19 protein-coding genes, 1 tRNA gene and 1 other RNA gene are annotated in these 17,777 nt (G+C 44.5%); 10 read left to right on the plus strand and 11 right to left on the minus strand.

From position 1 onward, the window contains the following. Positions 1 to 121: 121 nt before the first annotated feature. From ACRC32_RS09755 to ACRC32_RS09775, 5 genes are all read left to right on the plus strand, one after another. Positions 122 to 1,039, plus strand: a complete 918-nt coding sequence (locus ACRC32_RS09755; protein WP_438553776.1) for an SDR family oxidoreductase — start codon at positions 122 to 124, stop codon at positions 1,037 to 1,039. A gap of 240 nt (positions 1,040 to 1,279) precedes the next feature. Next, entirely contained in the window at positions 1,280 to 2,473 is a 1,194-nt protein-coding gene (locus tag ACRC32_RS09760; RefSeq protein WP_438553777.1) for an ATP-grasp domain-containing protein, read from the plus strand. Beyond that, on the plus strand, positions 2,473 to 3,357 hold the full coding sequence (locus ACRC32_RS09765; protein ID WP_438553778.1) for a succinate--CoA ligase subunit alpha: 885 nt from the start codon (positions 2,473 to 2,475) through the stop codon (positions 3,355 to 3,357). The genes ACRC32_RS09760 and ACRC32_RS09765 overlap by 1 nt, the downstream gene beginning before the upstream one ends. Positions 3,358 to 3,469: 112 nt before the next feature. Then, positions 3,470 to 4,375, plus strand: a complete 906-nt coding sequence (locus ACRC32_RS09770; RefSeq protein WP_438553779.1) for a DMT family transporter — start codon at positions 3,470 to 3,472, stop codon at positions 4,373 to 4,375. A gap of 158 nt (positions 4,376 to 4,533) precedes the next feature. Then, positions 4,534 to 6,435, plus strand: a complete 1,902-nt coding sequence (locus ACRC32_RS09775; protein ID WP_438553780.1) for a S9 family peptidase — start codon at positions 4,534 to 4,536, stop codon at positions 6,433 to 6,435. A gap of 123 nt (positions 6,436 to 6,558) precedes the next feature. Here the strand turns inward: ACRC32_RS09775 and ACRC32_RS09780 are convergent, their stop codons facing one another. Together ACRC32_RS09780 and ACRC32_RS09785 are read right to left on the minus strand one after the other, a co-directional pair. Beyond that, positions 6,559 to 7,440, minus strand: a complete 882-nt coding sequence (locus ACRC32_RS09780; protein WP_438553781.1) for a hypothetical protein — start codon at positions 7,438 to 7,440, stop codon at positions 6,559 to 6,561. 151 nt (positions 7,441 to 7,591) lie between these two features. Further along, a complete protein-coding gene (locus ACRC32_RS09785; protein ID WP_438553782.1) occupies positions 7,592 to 8,329 on the minus strand; it encodes a tetratricopeptide repeat protein in 738 nt (245 codons plus the stop codon). A 161-nt stretch (positions 8,330 to 8,490) separates the two neighbouring features. Between ACRC32_RS09785 and ACRC32_RS09790 the strand changes: the two genes are divergently transcribed. The 5 genes from ACRC32_RS09790 to ACRC32_RS09810 all read left to right on the plus strand — a co-directional run bounded on the left by ACRC32_RS09790 (position 8,491) and on the right by ACRC32_RS09810 (position 10,882). After that, complete coding sequence (locus ACRC32_RS09790) at positions 8,491 to 8,814, plus strand: hypothetical protein (RefSeq protein WP_438553783.1); 324 nt, start codon at positions 8,491 to 8,493, stop codon at positions 8,812 to 8,814. Positions 8,815 to 9,145: 331 nt separating this feature from the next. After that, positions 9,146 to 9,553, plus strand: coding sequence for a response regulator (locus ACRC32_RS09795; protein ID WP_438553784.1), 408 nt, complete (start codon positions 9,146 to 9,148; stop codon positions 9,551 to 9,553). 279 nt (positions 9,554 to 9,832) lie between these two features. After that, positions 9,833 to 10,168, plus strand: a complete 336-nt coding sequence (locus ACRC32_RS09800; RefSeq protein WP_438553785.1) for a hypothetical protein — start codon at positions 9,833 to 9,835, stop codon at positions 10,166 to 10,168. A 160-nt stretch (positions 10,169 to 10,328) separates the two neighbouring features. Beyond that, positions 10,329 to 10,400: transfer RNA gene (locus ACRC32_RS09805), tRNA-Gly, on the plus strand. 335 nt (positions 10,401 to 10,735) lie between these two features. Continuing rightward, entirely contained in the window at positions 10,736 to 10,882 is a 147-nt protein-coding gene (locus ACRC32_RS09810; RefSeq protein ID WP_438553786.1) for a hypothetical protein, read from the plus strand. A 31-nt stretch (positions 10,883 to 10,913) separates the two neighbouring features. On the opposite strand, the gene ssrA is transcribed toward ACRC32_RS09810, so the two are convergent. The 9 genes from ssrA to ACRC32_RS09855 all read right to left on the minus strand — a co-directional run bounded on the left by ssrA (position 10,914) and on the right by ACRC32_RS09855 (position 17,623). Beyond that, positions 10,914 to 11,301: a transfer-messenger RNA gene (gene ssrA / locus ACRC32_RS09815) on the minus strand. A gap of 217 nt (positions 11,302 to 11,518) precedes the next feature. Next, complete coding sequence (locus ACRC32_RS09820; RefSeq protein WP_015156235.1) at positions 11,519 to 12,466, minus strand: F0F1 ATP synthase subunit gamma; 948 nt, start codon at positions 12,464 to 12,466, stop codon at positions 11,519 to 11,521. A 107-nt stretch (positions 12,467 to 12,573) separates the two neighbouring features. Further along, entirely contained in the window at positions 12,574 to 14,091 is a 1,518-nt protein-coding gene (atpA, locus tag ACRC32_RS09825; protein ID WP_438553787.1) for a F0F1 ATP synthase subunit alpha, read from the minus strand. Positions 14,092 to 14,171: 80 nt separating this feature from the next. After that, complete coding sequence (gene atpH, locus ACRC32_RS09830; protein ID WP_438553788.1) at positions 14,172 to 14,729, minus strand: ATP synthase F1 subunit delta; 558 nt, start codon at positions 14,727 to 14,729, stop codon at positions 14,172 to 14,174. Beyond that, positions 14,726 to 15,301, minus strand: coding sequence for a F0F1 ATP synthase subunit B (locus ACRC32_RS09835; protein ID WP_438553789.1), 576 nt, complete (start codon positions 15,299 to 15,301; stop codon positions 14,726 to 14,728). Before ACRC32_RS09835 ends, atpH begins: the two co-directional genes overlap by 4 nt. 99 nt (positions 15,302 to 15,400) lie before the next feature. After that, the gene (locus tag ACRC32_RS09840) at positions 15,401 to 15,835 is read right to left on the minus strand and encodes a F0F1 ATP synthase subunit B' (protein ID WP_438553790.1); all 435 of its coding nucleotides are present in this window, start codon (positions 15,833 to 15,835) and stop codon (positions 15,401 to 15,403) included. A 181-nt stretch (positions 15,836 to 16,016) separates the two neighbouring features. Continuing rightward, a complete protein-coding gene (gene atpE, locus ACRC32_RS09845; RefSeq protein WP_008233924.1) occupies positions 16,017 to 16,262 on the minus strand; it encodes an ATP synthase F0 subunit C in 246 nt (81 codons plus the stop codon). A gap of 99 nt (positions 16,263 to 16,361) precedes the next feature. Beyond that, entirely contained in the window at positions 16,362 to 17,123 is a 762-nt protein-coding gene (atpB, locus tag ACRC32_RS09850; protein WP_438553791.1) for a F0F1 ATP synthase subunit A, read from the minus strand. A gap of 56 nt (positions 17,124 to 17,179) precedes the next feature. Beyond that, a complete protein-coding gene (locus tag ACRC32_RS09855; RefSeq protein WP_438553792.1) occupies positions 17,180 to 17,623 on the minus strand; it encodes an ATP synthase subunit I in 444 nt (147 codons plus the stop codon). Between the last annotated feature and the right edge of the window lie 154 nt (positions 17,624 to 17,777).

Raw genomic sequence — 17,777 nt, forward strand, 5'->3', positions numbered from 1 at the left:
CTATTGTTTCCTGTCTCCTCAGATATAAGACAAGTTTGCCCTCGTCGCTTTAAGATCTTTGCAGAACATAGGGTAGGATTGTTTGACTCGCCCTAATTGTTGCTCGTTAAATTAACTAAAAATGCTTTCTTTATCCGAACAAGTTGTATTAATTACTGGTGCTTCTACTGGCATTGGGGCAGCGTTGGCAAAAAATTTAGCAGAACGATTTAATACGATTCGCTTGGTCTTGGCAGCTAGAGATGCAGACAAGCTGGAGAAAGTCGCTAACCATTGTCGGCAATTGGGAGCAGAAGTTCTCGTCGTTCCCACAGATTTAGAACAGACTGACCAAGTTGAAGCCCTAGCCCAAGCTGCGATCGCCCAGTTCGGTCGCGTTGATGCTTTAGTTAATAATGCTGGCTACGGACAAATGGGACCAATAGAACTCATTCCCCACCAAGCTGCTGCCAGACAATTTCAAATCAACGTGCTAGCACCCTTAGCGCTGATCCGCAGCTTAATCCCGTTGATGCGCGATCGCGGTGGTGGCAGAATTATCAATATCAGTTCGTTGGGTGGCAGGATGGCTTTCCCGTTTGGCGGCTTGTATAGTGGCTCAAAGTTTGCTCTCGAAGGACTCAGCGATGCTTTGCGGATGGAACTAGCACCATTCAATATTAAAGTCAGCGTCATCGAACCAGGACCAGTCAGCACGGATTTTTTTGTCGCCGCCGCCCACGCTGTAGAATCAACCGTAGCCACCCCCGAACGCACGCCCTATCGCGCTGCTTTTGAAAAATTAAAAGATTTAGAGAAACACACCAGCAACCGTGCTTGGAGTGCCGAACGAGTTGCAGAAGCAATTGTTAAAGCACTGACAGACGCTCATCCCCGCCCGCGCTATATTGCAGCAACAGGGGGAAATTTTTTGGTGTTTATGATGACGAAAGTTTTATCAACTAAAGTTGTCGATCGCTTTTGGCAGCGATTTTATGGTATCAACCTCGTAGCGCAAGATTGGCAAAAGCATCGTTTAGGCTTGAAGGATGAAGTATAAATGAAGTAGCTGGTGGCTAGTGAAGAAAGGGTGTGGGAAGTGTGGGAAGTGTGGGAAGTGTGGGAAGTCGTAAGTCGCAAGTAATTCTCTCAGCTCCCTCAGCTCTCTTCTCCCCCTTTGCCCCCTAATTCCCACTCCCTCCGGTCGCGGGGTCCCCGAGTTCCCCCTTGTCCCCCTTGTCTCCCCTGCTCCCTTGTCTCCCCCCTCGCTCCTCACTCCTCGCTCCTCACCCCTCAAAAGATGGATCTCCTAGAGTATCAAGCTAAAGAATGGTTTCGCGAGATTGGTATTCCAGTTTTACCTTCCCAAAGAATTGACCGTCCCCGCGATTTGAAGGGGTTGAAGATTCCCTATCCAGTGGTACTCAAATCGCAAGTGCGGACGGGAGGTAGGGGAAAAGCTGGGGGAGTAAAGATCGTCACGAACACGATCGACGCGATCGCTGCGGCACAAACGATCTTCAATTTACCAATTTTAGGGGAATTTCCTGAAGTTTTACTAGCGGAGGCAAAATACAACTCCGATCGCGAGTTTTACCTAGCCATAGTTATCGATGCAGTTGCTCGCCGTCCGTTGCTTCTGGGTTCTACACAAGGGGGAGTCGATGTTGAATCCAATCCAGAAGCTTTACAACAAGTCATAGTCGAACGAGATTTTTCGCCCTTTTATGCCCGCCGATTAGCAGTCAAAATGGGCTTGCAGGGAGATGCACTGGCATCGGTCAGCGCTATCGTGGAAAAAATGTACGGTTTATTCGTGCAGAAAGATTTGGATCTGATCGAAATCAATCCTTTGGGGGTTAGTTCGACTGGGGAGTTAATGGCATTAGATGGTAAAGTTACTGTCAACGACCAAGCGATCGCCCGCCATCCCGATATTTTGATGATGGCAGAAAAAAAAGCTAGTCGTCCCAACGGTTATCCCTCAGTCGCTCAAGTTGGCAAGTGGAATGAAGTAGACAAGTCAGGAAATATTGCGATTTTGGGCAATGGCGCGGGGTTATTGATGGCAACTTTAGATTTGATCGCCACCGCCAGTCACCGCAAACCATCTGTTTGCTTAAATGTGGGACATGGGAGAATTGGCGCAAATGGAGGGTTGAATTTTTGCGATCGCGTCATCCAAGGTCTAGAATTGATCGCTCAAGATAAATCTATCCATGCGATCTTAGTTAACATTCTTTGTAGCGTGCCGACAACTGTAGAAGTAGCTGAGGCGATCGCGACTTTCGTACAACAGCACGAAAATAAGACGCACAAAACCCGTTCTCATGCCCAATACCCTAGACTAGTCGTGCGCTTGGCAGGAACGGATTTAGCAGATGCGAAAGCAAAGCTAGATACGGTACAAGTCTCATCAATGGAAGATTTAGACGAAGCGATCGCCCAAGTCGTCCGTGTTGCGAAAAGTTCGTTGCCTAGAAGAAGTGAGTGATGAAATTAAAGCCTGATAGTAAAGTTTTAATTCAGGGCATGACAGCATCGCTCTGGTCGCCCTACATTGCTCGTATGCAAGCCTACGGGACGCAGATTGTTGCCGCAGTTAGTCCCGGTCAAACGATATCTATTGACGATTTACCCGTGTTCGATTTGGTCGAACAGGCAGTAGCGGCGGTTGGGGCGATCGATACGACGATTATTTTCGTCCCTCCCTTTCAAGCTTTAGATGCTGCTTTAGAGGCGATCGCTTCTGGGATCAAACAAATTATTATCATCTCTGCTGGTGTACCTCCTTTGGATATGGTGCGCCTGTTGCGTAAAGCAGAGGCAAACGAAACCATAATTTTAGGACCTAACAGTCCAGGTATTATCATTCCAGGCAAATTACTCTTGGGAACCCATGCTAGTGAGTTTTATACCCCAGGTTCGATTGGTATTGTCAGTCGCAGCACGACTCTGACTTACGAAATTGCCTTGGGGTTGACTAAAGCAGGGTTAGGGCAGTCAATTGCTGTCAGTATTGGCAGTGATGCAATTATTGGTTCTTCTTTTCTACAATGGCTGCAAATTCTCGATGAAGACGACACCACAGAAGCGATCGTTTTAGTCGGGGAACCAGGCGGAAATAGCGAAGAAGCTGCGGCGCGATATATTGCGGAGGCGATCGATAAACCAGTTATTGCATACATTGCTGGTTGTCATGCGCCAGCTGGCAAACACTGGGGGCATACTGGGACGCTAGCAGCCGTGGTTGGCAGAGGGGATAATGTCGGTACGGCAAAAAGCAAGTTAGAAGCTTTCAAAGCGGCAAAAGTTCCAGTCGCAGAACGCCCTTCGCAAATTGCTGAATTGGTGAAAAAGGCATTAAAGAAAAAATAAGATGTGAAGTTAGATAATTATGAATCTATGCGAAGTTGTTGAGTGATGAAATGCGATCGCATTTATGCTTGCCGTTTTGTCATCAATGTGCAACAAAACTGATGAAATTTAGATGACTCAACCCACACTAAACACCCAAGGCTTGATGGCAGCTCTATGCGCCGCAACTACTTGGGGTATGGTAGGTGTATTTATCCGTTGGCTTCCAGGATGGTCTGCTTTTGCAGTGTTGGCAGGTCGCTTTCTGGTTGCTACTGTTGCAATGCTGCCAATACTTTTTCTAGTGCCGAGTGTCCGACACGATCTGACTCGTTCCCTTCGCACTTCAACGATCTGGTGGTTGAGTTTGCCAGCTATTGGGGGTTATGTCTTGGGCACGACAGCATTTCAGCTAGCACCTGTGGGAGAAGTGACATTATTATTCACAACCTCACCCTTATTTATTATTGCTTACAAATATGTTGTGCGCTTACACGTTAAACGAAGTGAGGGCTGTGGAATGCTGCTGGCTATGGCTGGAGTCAGTGTTATCATGCTCCCTCAGCTATCTACCGATCGCGCTGTCTCTTGGGCAACTCTAGCAGGCTACCTTTTGGCATTAGGTGCTGCTGGTTTGGTTGCAATTTATACACTTTGGTTTAGTGCATTTGCTAAGCAAAAGATTGCTCCAAAATCGATAAATGTGGTTTTTCTCACCTGCTTACTAGGAAGTATTCTATCTTTTTTGTGCGCGGTTCTCTTCCAAGCGTCAATTGGAATCGAAATCGATCGACAAGTTATTCTCGTATTATTAGGGTTAGGAATTTTTTCCACTGCTTTACCATTTTTGTGCTACACAGTGGCGGCGCAGCGTTTACCAGTGGTACTGACAACTGCAATATTACTGCTAGAGCCAATGTTTGCAGTGTTATTTGCATCTGTAGTTCTACAAGAAATTCCGTCGCTTTGGTTTGGCATTGGCAGCGTACTAGTTTTCTGGGGATTGCTGTCGATCGCAAGTGGTGCTAATTCTTCATAACAATCCCTTGGCAAGCTGATTGTAACAGCATGATTGCCTATCTGAGTAAGGTCGTCTCGATCGCCGCTCGCATTCCCTAACTATCCTGCGGCTTCTGCTCAATTGCGGTAACAATCGTAAAAGAGCGATCGCAATAGAGCAATTATCAGGAGGCAAGTATGGTGACAACAACAGCTAGTCAACCTCAAACTCAACTACCACCATTGATTCCGCGTGAAATTCTGTTTGGCAACCCAGAACGCGCCCGTCCTCAAATCTCCCCAGATGGCAAGTATTTGGCATATATTGCTCCAGATAAAAACAATATCCTTCAAGTGTGGGTGCGTACTGTAGGACAACAAGACGATCGCCAACTGACCCAGGATAAAAAACGGGGTATCCGCATGTACTTCTGGACGTTTGATGGCGAACAGCTAATCTACCTTCAAGATGCCGATGGCGATGAAAACTGGCACTGTTATGCAGTCAATATCAATACGAATATCGTCCGCGACCTGACTCCGTTTCAAGGGGTACAGGCGCAACCCCTCGCCTTAGACCATAACTTCCCGCATGAATTTTTGGTGGGGTTAAATTTGCCAGATTTAAGCAAGCACCATGTTTACCGCGTTAACCTCAAAAATGGGGCAGTAGAGTTTGACACGGAAAACCCAGGTAACATTGTCTCTTGGACTGTGAATACTCAATTTCAAGTTCAAGCTGCGATCGCGGCTACTGCTGATGGTGGGTACGACCTACTTTACCGCGAATCCCAACAGGGAGCTTGGGAAAATTTACGCCATTGGAGTTCCGAGGATGAAGGCTACGCTGTTAGTTTTTCTGCTGATGACAAAACTTTGTATATCGTCGGCAGTCACGATGCTAACGCCCAACGCCTCTTCGCTTTAGACTTAGCGACTCGTCAAGAGACTGTTATTGCTGAAGATCCAGAATATGATATCGATAGTGTTATCGTTCACCCAACCGATCGCATTCTGCAAGCGGTTTCCTTTTACCGCGACAAACAAGAGTGGCAAATTCTCGACCAAAGTATAGCCGCCGATTTAGAAGCAATTGCCCAAGTCCGTTCTGGAGAATACAACATTACTAGCCGTGACTTGGCGGATAAAACTTGGTTAGTGGCTTACATCACTGACAATGGACCAGTCTACTATTACACATACGATCGCGCGACCAAAAGTAGCACTTTACTTTTTAGCAACCAACCCAAACTCGAAGAATTGCAATTAGCAACTATGCAACCCGTTTCTTACCCTGCTAGAGATGGGTTAACCATTCACGGCTACCTCACAACACCTGTAGGAATTCCAGCTAAGAACTTACCAACTATTCTTTTAGTTCATGGAGGTCCTTGGGTGCGGGATACTTGGGGTTACGATCCAGAAGTGCAATGGCTGGCGAACCGAGGTTATGCGGTATTGCAAGTCAATTTTCGCGGTTCTACTGGCTACGGTAAGGCGTTTCTGAATGCGGGAAACCGCGAATGGGGCGCAAAGATGCACGACGATCTGATCGATGCAGTCAATTGGTTAGTAGAACAAGGTATTTCTGACCCTCAAAAAGTAGCGATTATGGGTGGTTCCTACGGTGGCTATGCGGCGCTAGCGGGGTTAACTTTCACGCCAGAGGTATTTGCAGCTGGAGTTGATATCGTCGGTCCCAGCAATTTAATCACGCTGATGCAGAGTATTCCGCCTTACTGGGAACCGATGAAAGCTATGTTTGCCCATCGCCTGGGAGATTTAGAGGCAGAACCAGAATTTCTCAAATCGCGATCGCCCTTATTTTATTGCGATCGCATCCAAAAACCTTTGTTAATTGGACAGGGAGCCAACGATCCGAGGGTAAAACAAGCAGAAAGCGAACAAATTGTGGCAGCAATGCGGCAATCCAATCGACCAGTTGAATATCTGCTATACGCGGATGAGGGACATGGTTTTGCCCGTCCCGAAAATCGCTTGCATTTCTATGCTAAAGCCGAGGAATTTTTAGCAAAATACTTAGGCGGGCGATTTGAACCTGTGGGCGATCTTGTAGGGCATTCAGGAGTGGAGAAATGAGAGTGGTAATTGGTTTTAGACGCGCTTCGCTACACTGAGTGAAGGTTGTTGGTTGTTGGTGAGAGGTACATATTAGCTTCTGAATTCCAACTTCCAACTACCGATTTCTTAATGACAGCCAAATCAATTTTCTAACAGCACTCGCGCTTGTTTTAATAAATTTTCACAAACTTTATAGCTAGTAATTTTCCCCTGTATAACTGTGTCTCCCACCCATTCGGCAAATAGAATTACACCTGCACCCAATACAGCTATAACTGCTACGATAGAATTGAGTATTGCTAGGTTATTTAACAAAATTGAGTTTAGTAAAAGCTGCAAAGGCATAGAAGTATAAACCAAGCTTAGAATGAGAAAGATTGCAGCTATTTTAATAATTTTATTTGCTAGATTTGCCTGTTGCGTTTGAAATGATAGTTCAGAGTGAATTTTATTTTCTACATACTGAATCACTTGTTTGCTAAAATTTGCCGTTTTAATAATTCTATTGACTAAATCTAATTCATAGCCGATTGCTTGCGCTCTAGCTACTTCAAAATCTAAACAGGCTATTTCTTTTGGATTGTGAATTACCTGTTGAACAGATAGCTGTCTTAGCCATCTAACTTCCCAGAGGATGGCAAATAACAAGCCAAAAAAACCAAAAAGATAAATATATATTCTGATAGGTGCTGTTGCTGTTGGACTGAATAAACCTAAACCAACAGCAGCCGAGATAAAAAAACTCGCTCCAATTAGGGATAGCTTCATCCAAATTGTTGGCGCAAGGCTATCGAATAGATTTGTGACTCGTTGCCGATAGGAAAACTTCGGTATAGAAACGTAGATTTCTTGTTGAAAAATGATATGTCTTAGCAGTAGGTTAAATACATCTTCAATAGCCCGCCGATCTAGTGTTTTCTCTGCTTCTGGTAAAGCAGAATATTCTGGGGTTGCCAAATTGAGATTTCTAGCTAACTCTTCTATTAGTTGGTTATCCTCAAAAGGATAGGAGCTATCCATCATAATTAAGATTGTGGTAACGATTATAGATTCATATATAACAGTCTTCTTTTGAATTCAAGTATAATTAATCAATATTAATTGTTGATTTCTGAAAAATTTATTTAGTAATTTAGCTGAGGATTTAGTAGAAAGCTCAGCTTTAGGTTAATCGTTAACCGAGAGTCGCAGCCAAAATTTGTTTTGTCATCTCAATCTGCTGCTGACTGAAACCAGCTTGCTGGAGATGGTTGAGAAAAACGCGATCGCGATACCGCCCATCTAGATTGTATGCTTGTCGGTAAGCAGCTTGAGCCGCAGCGCGATCGCCCTTCTGCCAATGGGCGAGACTGAGAGCAACTAAAGGATGAGGGTTGGTTGGTTCTAGCTGGGCGGCGCGTTTTGCTGCACCAATCGCAGGTTCGTAGGACTGCAATCGCTCAAAAGCTAAGCTGAGATTGTAATAGGCAATCTCATTTTTTGGTTGTAAAATTGCTGCCCATGTGTGAACGAATACAGCAGCATTCAATTTACCACCGACTAAATAGACAATTCCCAAAGCGTTGAGAGCTGGAATAGAATTCGGAGCGCGGTATAAAACTTGAATTAAAGACTCAGCCGCCGCTTCTTTTTGTCCGGCAAGGTGTTGCGTCCAGCCTAACAAAATTCGTCCAGAGAGATTTTGCGGTTCGAGTTCTACAGACTTTTGCAAAGCCGCGATCGCCTGTGGATATTTTGCCGCTGCACGATAGGATAATCCCAAGGCACGGTATTCGCTCGCAGGGATTGCTAATGCGGGTTGAGCGACAAACAAGCTGCTAGCTGTTAATACAGTTATGACATGACGGGCGATCGCTGCACCCATAATTTGGCAGCCCCAATTCTGACCAAGATTTTCTTTCGTCAGCAGCATAACATAGGACTAGTCTCAGCAGCGAGCAGATAATCTCTTATTGAATCTCCAAGAGTATGTACATTGTGATAAATACATCATTATTGCTATTAACTTTCGATAGAAGCTAGCTGTTGCACGATGAGATATTCTTTCCTCATAAATCTTTACATAATATCTCAATGACTGAGTTTGCAGTATTCATCAGCTTGGAGCAACACGCGCTAGAGTTCCAAAAATATGGACTCAAAATAGAGCAGTTAGGTAAGGAAATACAACAAAATAGTGACCAAATAGCAATGAAGCACGGTCAACTGATTGGAGAGTGTGGTAGGGTGATTCGACAGAAACTAGAAGAGGCAAAGTTCTATCTCCAAGTAGCGATAGAGCTGACAGAAGAAGCACAAACCTGCACCCAAGCAGCGGTAAAATTGGACGAATATCATACAGAATTGATAACGCTCATTTCACGGTTGCAATTGAAAGCAAGAAATGCATTTATTTAGGCACTTGCTATTTTTGCTGGGATGATGCAGAAAAGAAAGAATCTTGTCGGGAAGTATCTCTAGGATCGCCACCCAAATTGATATCTGGGTGTTGACTTCGGTGCGAAACCTATTGACATTAAACTGCGATCAAGGGGTTGACACAATGAGCCTTAGAGACGCTTCTATCAAGCTCACAATAGGTGATTTTTGACCTAATGGACTATAGTAGATGTGCCATAATATACTGCTGACCTAATAGCTTAAACCTATCTGTTGATGTATTGCTTTAGATAGAGGATTTAGTTATTTTCATGTCAGGAGGGTGCGTCTTTAATTGGCAATTTTCAACATGAAGAAAAATTGCAATTTACAATGCTATCTAAAGCATCCTATAGTCTTAGCAGTTGACGATGATGAAGATAATTTAGAGTTACTTACTCAACTACTTCAATTCGTTGAATGTTCTTTCATCACTGCTGAGGATGGTGAAACAGCAATAAATCTCGCACAACAATACCACCCAGACATGATTCTGCTGGATATGATGTTACCTGACATCAGTGGTGTAGAAGTTGTCAAAAGCCTTCAACAAAATCCTCAAACCAAGGATATTCCCATCGTTGCTGTTACTGCTATTACTAGGGCAGAATGTCAACAACGATTTCTAGAAGAAGGTTGTCTAGAATGCGTTACCAAGCCTTACAGGATTGATGAGTTAGAAAATATTATTCGTTACTATCTCTCCAGTAAAAACTAGGCAATAAAGTACATACTGTAAAGATTAGTATGTATTCTAATTAACAACCACTTGTGACAAATAGTTCAGCCTATTGGTTAATGAAAATTGCATATTAGTAAATAAATATTAGATAAGGTAACAATATAGGTTTTTCATGTCCTTCCTACCAGCCGTTCCTACCGCAACGCTAGTTGGTGGGAATTTTATTAGTACATATCAAAAATCAGCCGATTGCCGGATGAGCAGAAGCAGACACCAGGGCTACACTAGGCAAACTTAGTTATCTGTAGGTAGGTTATGTCTGGGGTGTCAGAAGAGAATGCAAAGGCTGCTGAGGAACGCGCCATAGCCTCACAGAAACAGGCTAAGTATACCAAGGAAACTGGCAAGCTCTTACAAAACATTGGAGAGCCACAGAGTACACACGGAGAGCTAATTGAAAAATCAGGTAAGGCGGCTCAAAAACACGCTGATGCTTCGCTGAAACACTCCCAGGCTGCTCGGAAACAAAATGAAAACTCAAAAGAGGAGTTTATCAAAGCCTCGCAGGAACACGTCAAGGAAAATCAGGAACACTTAAAAGCAACAAAGGAATGCATGAAGGTAGTGAAAAATTGGAAATCTCATGGGTGAAAGCATATTTGTTTTCCACCAGCGGTTGCCATAAATCTGATTCTCAGAGAATTCCCGACAGCTTCTATATGTACACCGCCTCTTGGACTTCTTTTCTTCTTGCCTATTGAGTATTTTTTGAGTACGATATACAGATATATATGTGTTGAAAAGCTAAGTTGCGGGTGTAGTTCAGTGGTAGAACGCTACCTTCCCAAGGTCGATGTCGTGGGTTCGAGTCCCATCACCCGCTTACTAAACTTTAGAATTATATTGTTTTTTCACCCGTCCTACTTATTAAAAAAACTATCCTTCGAGTCGTACTCTTTACACCAGCAACGTTCTAAAAGCTGAATTCTGTGTTGCGCCTCAAACTGTTGAGGATGGAGAACTAATTTCCTATTGGCATCAAATATAGGCTGAGTCAAATATTGCCACAGGGGAAACTTTAACAAGTTAAATTGGAAATTCATAGAAATTCTCAGACGCGAAATAATACAGTAAACTTCAGACAAGTTCTCATAGCTGACGAACCCAGTACAATTAGCAGTACTAGTCAAGACCGCTCGCAAGTCTGCTAGATTAACATTGCCACAAGCAACAGCTAATCTTCTTGGTGAAGATTGCGGAAATAATTTAGGACGCTGTTGGGAAAAATCTGTATTATTGCGGTGGCGATCGCACCAACATTTGATATTTATGGTTACGCCAAAAAACTACCCACCCGGAATTTAACTTCAAGGTGGGTAGCTTAGTTTTGGTTTTTAAGTGGAGCTTACGGGAATCGAACCCGTGTCCAAATTGGGTATTAACCCCCCACTCGTTCACAGGCTTAGCCTTTTTGACCCTCAAGGCGGGGATCGTGCATTATCCCGCACGTAGGATGCTTCGATTAAGTCTTAGCTAGCAAGTAAATCGAAGAAACCTTGCTAGAGCATCCGTTGGGGTTTGCCTGTAGTCCTTAACGGAGTCAAACTACAAGCGCTCGAATCTTTGAGAGATTATTAGGCAGCTACAGGAGCAGCCTTACGAGCAAAAGGAACGATGTTGTTCGCAGTTACGTTTTTTTGAGCCTTTGATTTACGAGAGGAGACTCACTCTCGACCTGTATCACAGAGCAGCTTTCGCCAACCTGTCGAAACCTTGAAAGCCCCATGAACTTCTTATCTCATTATAATTCGTCGTGGAGATTTTGGCAGGCAGATCCAAAGAACGATCCCCCCAACCCCCCTTTTTTAGGGGGGCAAAGAAATACCCTCTCGGTAAGGAGATAGTAGACGAGTGGCTTGGTAAGGGGGGCGAAAAAATACCTCCTTGGTAACGAAGGCAAATAAATAAACATCCCCCTTGTTAAGGGGGACAGGGGGTATCTTATTTCAAAGCTTCCGCACCGCCGACAACTTCCAGAATTTCCTGGGTAATGGCAGCTTGCCGTGCTTTGTTGTAAGACAGCGTGAGGGTATTGATCAATTCGCTAGCGTTGTCGCTGGCGTTGTTCATGGCTGTCATGCGTGCTGCTAATTCGCTGGCAGCAGATTCTTGTAATGCACGCAACAGTTGGTTATTCAGGTACAAAGGCAACAGAGCATCGAGAATTTGTACGGGATCTTGCTCGAATAGCATATCCTTGGGAAAACTCCGTGCAGTGGCAGAAACTTTCTGTCTTTCCACTTCAAATTCACCACCACGGGTAGTCAGCCGGAAAACTTCATCGTCTGCGGCTTCAAAACCTTGAGCGTCTAATGGTAACAGAGTTTGTACCACTGGGCGAGAACTAACTAACGAGACAAATTTGGTATAAATTAACTCAACTCTGTCTACGCTTTCCGACAAAAACAGGGAAAGCAACTCGTCAGCAATATTAGAAGCTTCTGCCGCTGTAGGAATTTGCTCTAAACCCGTATACGTTGCATCAATGGGTTGGTTGCGGCGTTGAAAATACTGGATGGCTTTGCGTCCGACAAGGATGTATTTGTATTCCAAGCCTTCAGCTTGAAGTTCTTTAGCGCGGTTTTCTGCCCGTTTAATCACGTTGGTATTATAAGCACCGCACAAACCGCGATCGCCTGTAATTACCAGCAAACCAATGGAGCGAATGTCTCGTTTTTTGAATAGCGGTAGGTTAACATCTTCAAACTGCAAGCGAGTTTGTAGATTATACAGTACTTGTGCCAAGCGATCGGCAAACGGACGAGTAGAAAGTACCTGTTCTTGAGCGCGACGCACCCGAGCCGCTGCCACCAGACGCATCGCTTCTGTAATTTTTTTCGTATTTTTGACCGACTGAATGCGATCGCGGATTAGTTTGAGATTAGCCATCGTCTTTTGGTAATTGGTAGTTGGTAGTTGGTATTCGTTGATAGTTAATAGTCAATAGTTAATTGCCATTAACCATTAACTATTAACCATTAACCATTAACCATTACCTAAGCAGTCGCCAAGAAGGTTTGTTTGTATTCGGTAATTGCTTCTTTCAACAACTTTTCGGCTTCATCGGTAAGTTGTCGTTCGCTGCGGATGATTTCGCCATACTTGGGTTTACTGGTTTTCAGGTATTCCCGCAGTCCTTTGGTGAAGGTGGTGACTTTATCTACGGCGATGTCGTCCATGTAGCCGTTAATCCCAGCGTAGAGGATGGCAACTTGCTCGAATACCGATAGTGGCGAGTTTTGTGGCTGTTTCAACAACTCCCGCAAACGCTGACCCCGTGCCAACTGGTCTTGGGTGGCTTTATCCAAGTCGGAGGCAAATTGCGAGAAAGCTTGCAATTCGTCAAACTGTGCCAACTCCAATTTCAGCTTACCGGCAACTTTTTTCATTGCCTTGGTTTGAGCTGCCGAACCTACCCGCGATACGGAAATACCAGGGTTGATGGCAGGACGAATACCAGCATTGAACAGGTCGGAAGTCAAGAAGATTTGACCGTCGGTAATGGAAATTACGTTGGTAGGAATGTAAGCCGATACGTCCCCTGCTTGGGTTTCGATAATTGGTAGGGCTGTCATGCTGCCTTCACCTAGTTCGGTGCTAAGTTTTGCCGCACGTTCCAACAAGCGGGAGTGGAGGTAGAATACGTCTCCAGGGTATGCTTCCCGTCCTGGTGGACGACGTAGCAACAATGACATTTGGCGATAAGCAGCAGCTTGCTTGGACAAGTCATCGTAAATGATTAGAGTTGCCTTGCCTTTGTACATGAAGTACTCTGCCAATGCTGCCCCCGTGTATGGCGCGAGGTACTGGAGGGTAGCGGAGTCGCTGGCGTTAGCTGCAACGACGATGGTGTAGTCCATTGCGCCCTTCTCTTGTAAGGTCTGGACTACGTTAGCAACGGTGGAAGCTTTTTGTCCGATCGCGACGTATACACAGATTACATCTTCTGATTTCTGGTTGATGATCGTGTCAATGGCGATCGCGGTTTTACCTGTTTGTCTGTCACCGATGATTAATTCCCGCTGTCCTCTACCTACGGGAATCATCGCATCGATCGCGGTAATTCCTGTTTGCATTGGTTCGTATACCGAACGCCGCGCTACGATACCAGGTGCGCCAGACTCGATCAAACGGAATTCCGAGGTGTTTATATCTCCCTTACCATCAATCGGACGACCAAGGGCATCTACTACACGTCCGACAGTGGCTTCTCCAACTGGAACCTGAGCGATTTTACCTGTAGCGGTAACGGAACTGCCTTCTTGGATGTCGCGACCTTCACCCATCAATACCGCACCTACGTTGTCTTCTTCTAGGTTGAGGGCGATACCAATGGTTCCATCTTCAAATTCCAGGAGTTCGCCAGCCATAGCTTTTTCTAAGCCATAGATCCGGGCGATACCATCTCCTACTTGCAATACCGTACCAACGTTAGCAACTTTAACTTCTTGGTCGTATTGCTCGATTTGCTGCTGAATAATACTGCTGATTTCGTCAGGTCTGATACTGATCATGGTGTGTTTTTAAGGGGTGAGGGGTGAGGGGTGAGGAGTGAGGGAAAAGGTTCAACTTCCTTCTTCCTCTTTCATCCTTTTTAAGTGCCGCTAGTAAGACGTAAAGAAAGGCGGCGCAGTTGTCCTCTGATACTAGCGTCGATCACTTGAGAACCAACTTTGACGATCGCACCACCGATTAAGCTCCGGTCGATTCTTGTTTCTAGTTCTACCTGACGGGCGTTGGTCATGGCAATGACTTTATCCCGCACAGCTTGCTTTTGTTCTTCAGTCAGTTCGACAGCAGAAATGACTTCGGCTAAAACAGTTTGATTCAGTTGCCGCAGGAGGGCGAGATACTGTTGGCAAATCCCTTCTAACAAAATAATGCGGCGGCGGTCTACCAACAGCATTAAGAAGTTACGCAAGTAGGGGTTGACATTATCGCCGACAACTCGCCCCAATACTGCCTTCTTGTCGCTGATGCTGACGAACGGGTTAGCGAGAAAGTTACGAAATTGCTCTGATTCCCGCAACAAATTAGTTAAAGTACGGGCATCTTCGCCGAATTGTTCCGTGAGGTTATTACTACGCGCCACAGACATCAATGCCTGGGCGTAAGGCTGCACTACCTGTTCGTTCATGGCATTGCTGCTCATTTACTGCCTCCTAGTAGTGCTATGCTTTGAGCGATCGTTCTTTGTTGGATATTTTCGTCTAATCCCGATTTCAATTGGGATTCCACTTTTTCTAAAGCCATTGCAACTACAGAAGCTCGCAGTTGAGCGATCGCTCGATCTCTTGCTGAGTTTAAATCTTGAGTTGCTGTCTCTTTTAAGCGTTGAATGTCTACTCCCACCTGAGCCAAGATTTGCTCTTTGGCTTGCTGAGCATTTGTTGTGGCGCTTTGGCGAATTCTTTCTGCTTCCGCTTGGGCTTCTGTCAATCTTTGCTGCTGTTTTTGCAGTGCTGCTGCTGCTTCTTTAGCGCGGTTTTCTGCCGCTACAATTTCTGTTTCTATGCGTTCGCGGCGATCGCTCAAGGTTTTTCCTACTACCTTGCTGCCAAAATATACTAGTACGCCAACAAGAATAGCCAGGTTAATTAGGTTTGTTTCTAAAATATCAAAATTAAGACCAAACCCGCCTGCTTCTGCTTCTGCTTCTGCCGCTTCAGCAAGTAGTGGGCTACCTTGTGTCACCAACCAGATAAAACTTCCCATCATACCCATCCCAAGTTGTCATTTGTCATTTGTCATTTGTCATTTGTCATTTGTCATTTGTCATTTGTTTGAACCAACAACTCATGACGAATAACTCATAACTAATGACTATTTAGCTACAAGCTCCGAACCTAAGAGCTTTTCTACGATTTGGCGACTGAGGGCATCTACCTGTTGCTGCAACGAAGCCATAGCTGCTTGTTGTTGTTGCTCAATTTCTTGAGCTGCTTGTTCTCGTTGTGCTTGGGCTTCTTTCTGTGCCTCTGCTATTTTTTCCGCCGCTATTCTTTGTGCATCTGCTTGAGCGTCTGCAACAACTTTTTGCGATTGTCTGCGAGCATCTGCTATTTGCTGCTCGTATTCTTTTGCTAATCGCTCTGCTTTTGCCAAACGTTCTTTTGCTTCAACATTATTCGTGCGGACGTAATTATCGCGGTCGTCCAGTGCCTTTGTTAGTGGCTTGTAGAAAATGACATTCAATACAGATGCCAACAGTAGGAACTGCAACGCCATTAAGGGCAAGGTAGCATCAAAATCAAACATTATTTCTCCCCTTTGGCTTGAATGGCTGTTTTCATGCCAAGCAACATCATCCACCCTTTCATATTCTAAAAATCCTCTGTTGTTTGAGAGGCAATTTACACGCGATTCTGATTGAAAAAAGTTCTCACTCAGTTGTAGAGACGCTCTTAAGAACGTCTCTACAAAGATAAGAATTTAGGTTTTAGGAAAAGGGGTTAGCAAACAGTAATACTAGGGCAATTACCAGACCGTAAATGGTTAGCGATTCCATGAATGCTAGAGTCAACAGCAGAGTACCGCGAATTTTTCCTTCTGCTTCGGGTTGACGAGCAATACCTTCTACTGCTTGACCCGCAGCATTTCCTTGACCGATACCAGGACCGATTGCAGCTAAACCGATTGCTAATGCGGCAGCTAGAACTGAAGCAGCAGAAACTAATGGATCCATCTTGATTTTCCTTACTTTGAGTACACAACAAACTTTCTTTTCAGTTGTCAGTTATCAATTAACTCTGACTTCCGACTTCTGACTTCATCATGAGTTGCTCTAATGAGCCTCATGTTCTTCACCACCATGACCCTCCATCGCCTCATGAATGTATGCTGCTGCGAGGGTAGCAAAAACCAGGGCTTGGATCGCACTAGTAAACAAACCTAATGCCATCACTGGCAGAGGTACAAACAGAGGTACGAGTAGAACTAAAACCGCTACTACTAATTCATCCGCTAAAATGTTACCAAATAGTCGGAAGCTTAGAGAAAGAGGTTTGGTGAAATCTTCCAAAATTGCGATCGGTAACAGAATTGGCGTTGGCTCAATATACTTTTTAAAGTACCCTAAACCGCGTTTGCTAAAACCCGCGTAAAAGTACGCTAAAGAAGTTAACAATGCCAGCGCTACTGTTGTATTAATATCGTTAGTTGGAGCGGCTAATTCACCTGATGGCAGCTTAATCAACTTCCAGGGAATTAAAGCACCCGACCAATTCGATATGAAAATAAACAGAAATAGCGTGCCAATAAATGGAACCCAAGGACGATACTCTTTCTCTCCAATCTGATTCTTGGTCAAATCCCGAATGAATTCTAGCGCATATTCCATTAAATTTTGGATACCACTAGGGACTTTCTGGATGTTCCGAGTAGCTGCTATAGAAGCAACTACTAGAATGCCAATCACAAACCACGAGGTGAGAAAAACTTGCCCATGAATTTTGAGATTGCCCAATTGCCATAAAAAATGTTGACCTACTTCCAACGAGGCAAGAGGGAATAAATTAAAGGTGTTTGTGACGCTAAGCATTTGCATTCAAGCAGTTTTCCCAAAAAGCGAGAATGGGGCGATTAATTTTGCGGGTTCCTAACTTATTTAGAGTTAGGAATGAAAGCAGATTGAATCGTATAGACGATGAGTGTGGCTTTGTAAGTCAGAAATCCTAAGAATATCGGCAGAATCTGTAGTTGACGCAATTGAGTTGCGACTACAATCACACCAATAAATAGGGCAAACCGAGATTTACTCAGTTGTCTTTTTTCTTGACCTAGCCGCTCAACGTCTCTAGCCAACATTTTTAAGTAAACCATACCTGTGACTGCTCCGAGCAAATAGTTCAGGGCAGTGTTGAGGGAATAGAAAATCCACACGGAGACAAAAATAACCCCCGTCAATCCAAGGGTGATTGACAATAATCCTTGGAAGAGTTGATAAAACTCTTGCATTGAGGAAGTCTTTTCTTGTGTGGTAGTAGAACCAGGTTGAGATTCCTCAATTGCAGGTGTTGGTGTTGTTGATTCGTCTGACAAGTTCACAAAAACTCGCAAATGACGCTGACGCTAATGTTTCGACTCTAATGAGCCACGTAGAATCATACCACGTTGCGGTAACAATACTTAAAAAAGAGTTAACCAGGCGAAAGTACGATTAGTTGTTGGGAAAGGAGCGATCGCACTCCTTCTAAGCCCA

Origin of the sequence: Chroococcidiopsis sp. (assembly GCF_051657925.1) — a bacterium.
GTDB lineage: Bacteria > Cyanobacteriota > Cyanobacteriia > Cyanobacteriales > Chroococcidiopsidaceae > Chroococcidiopsis.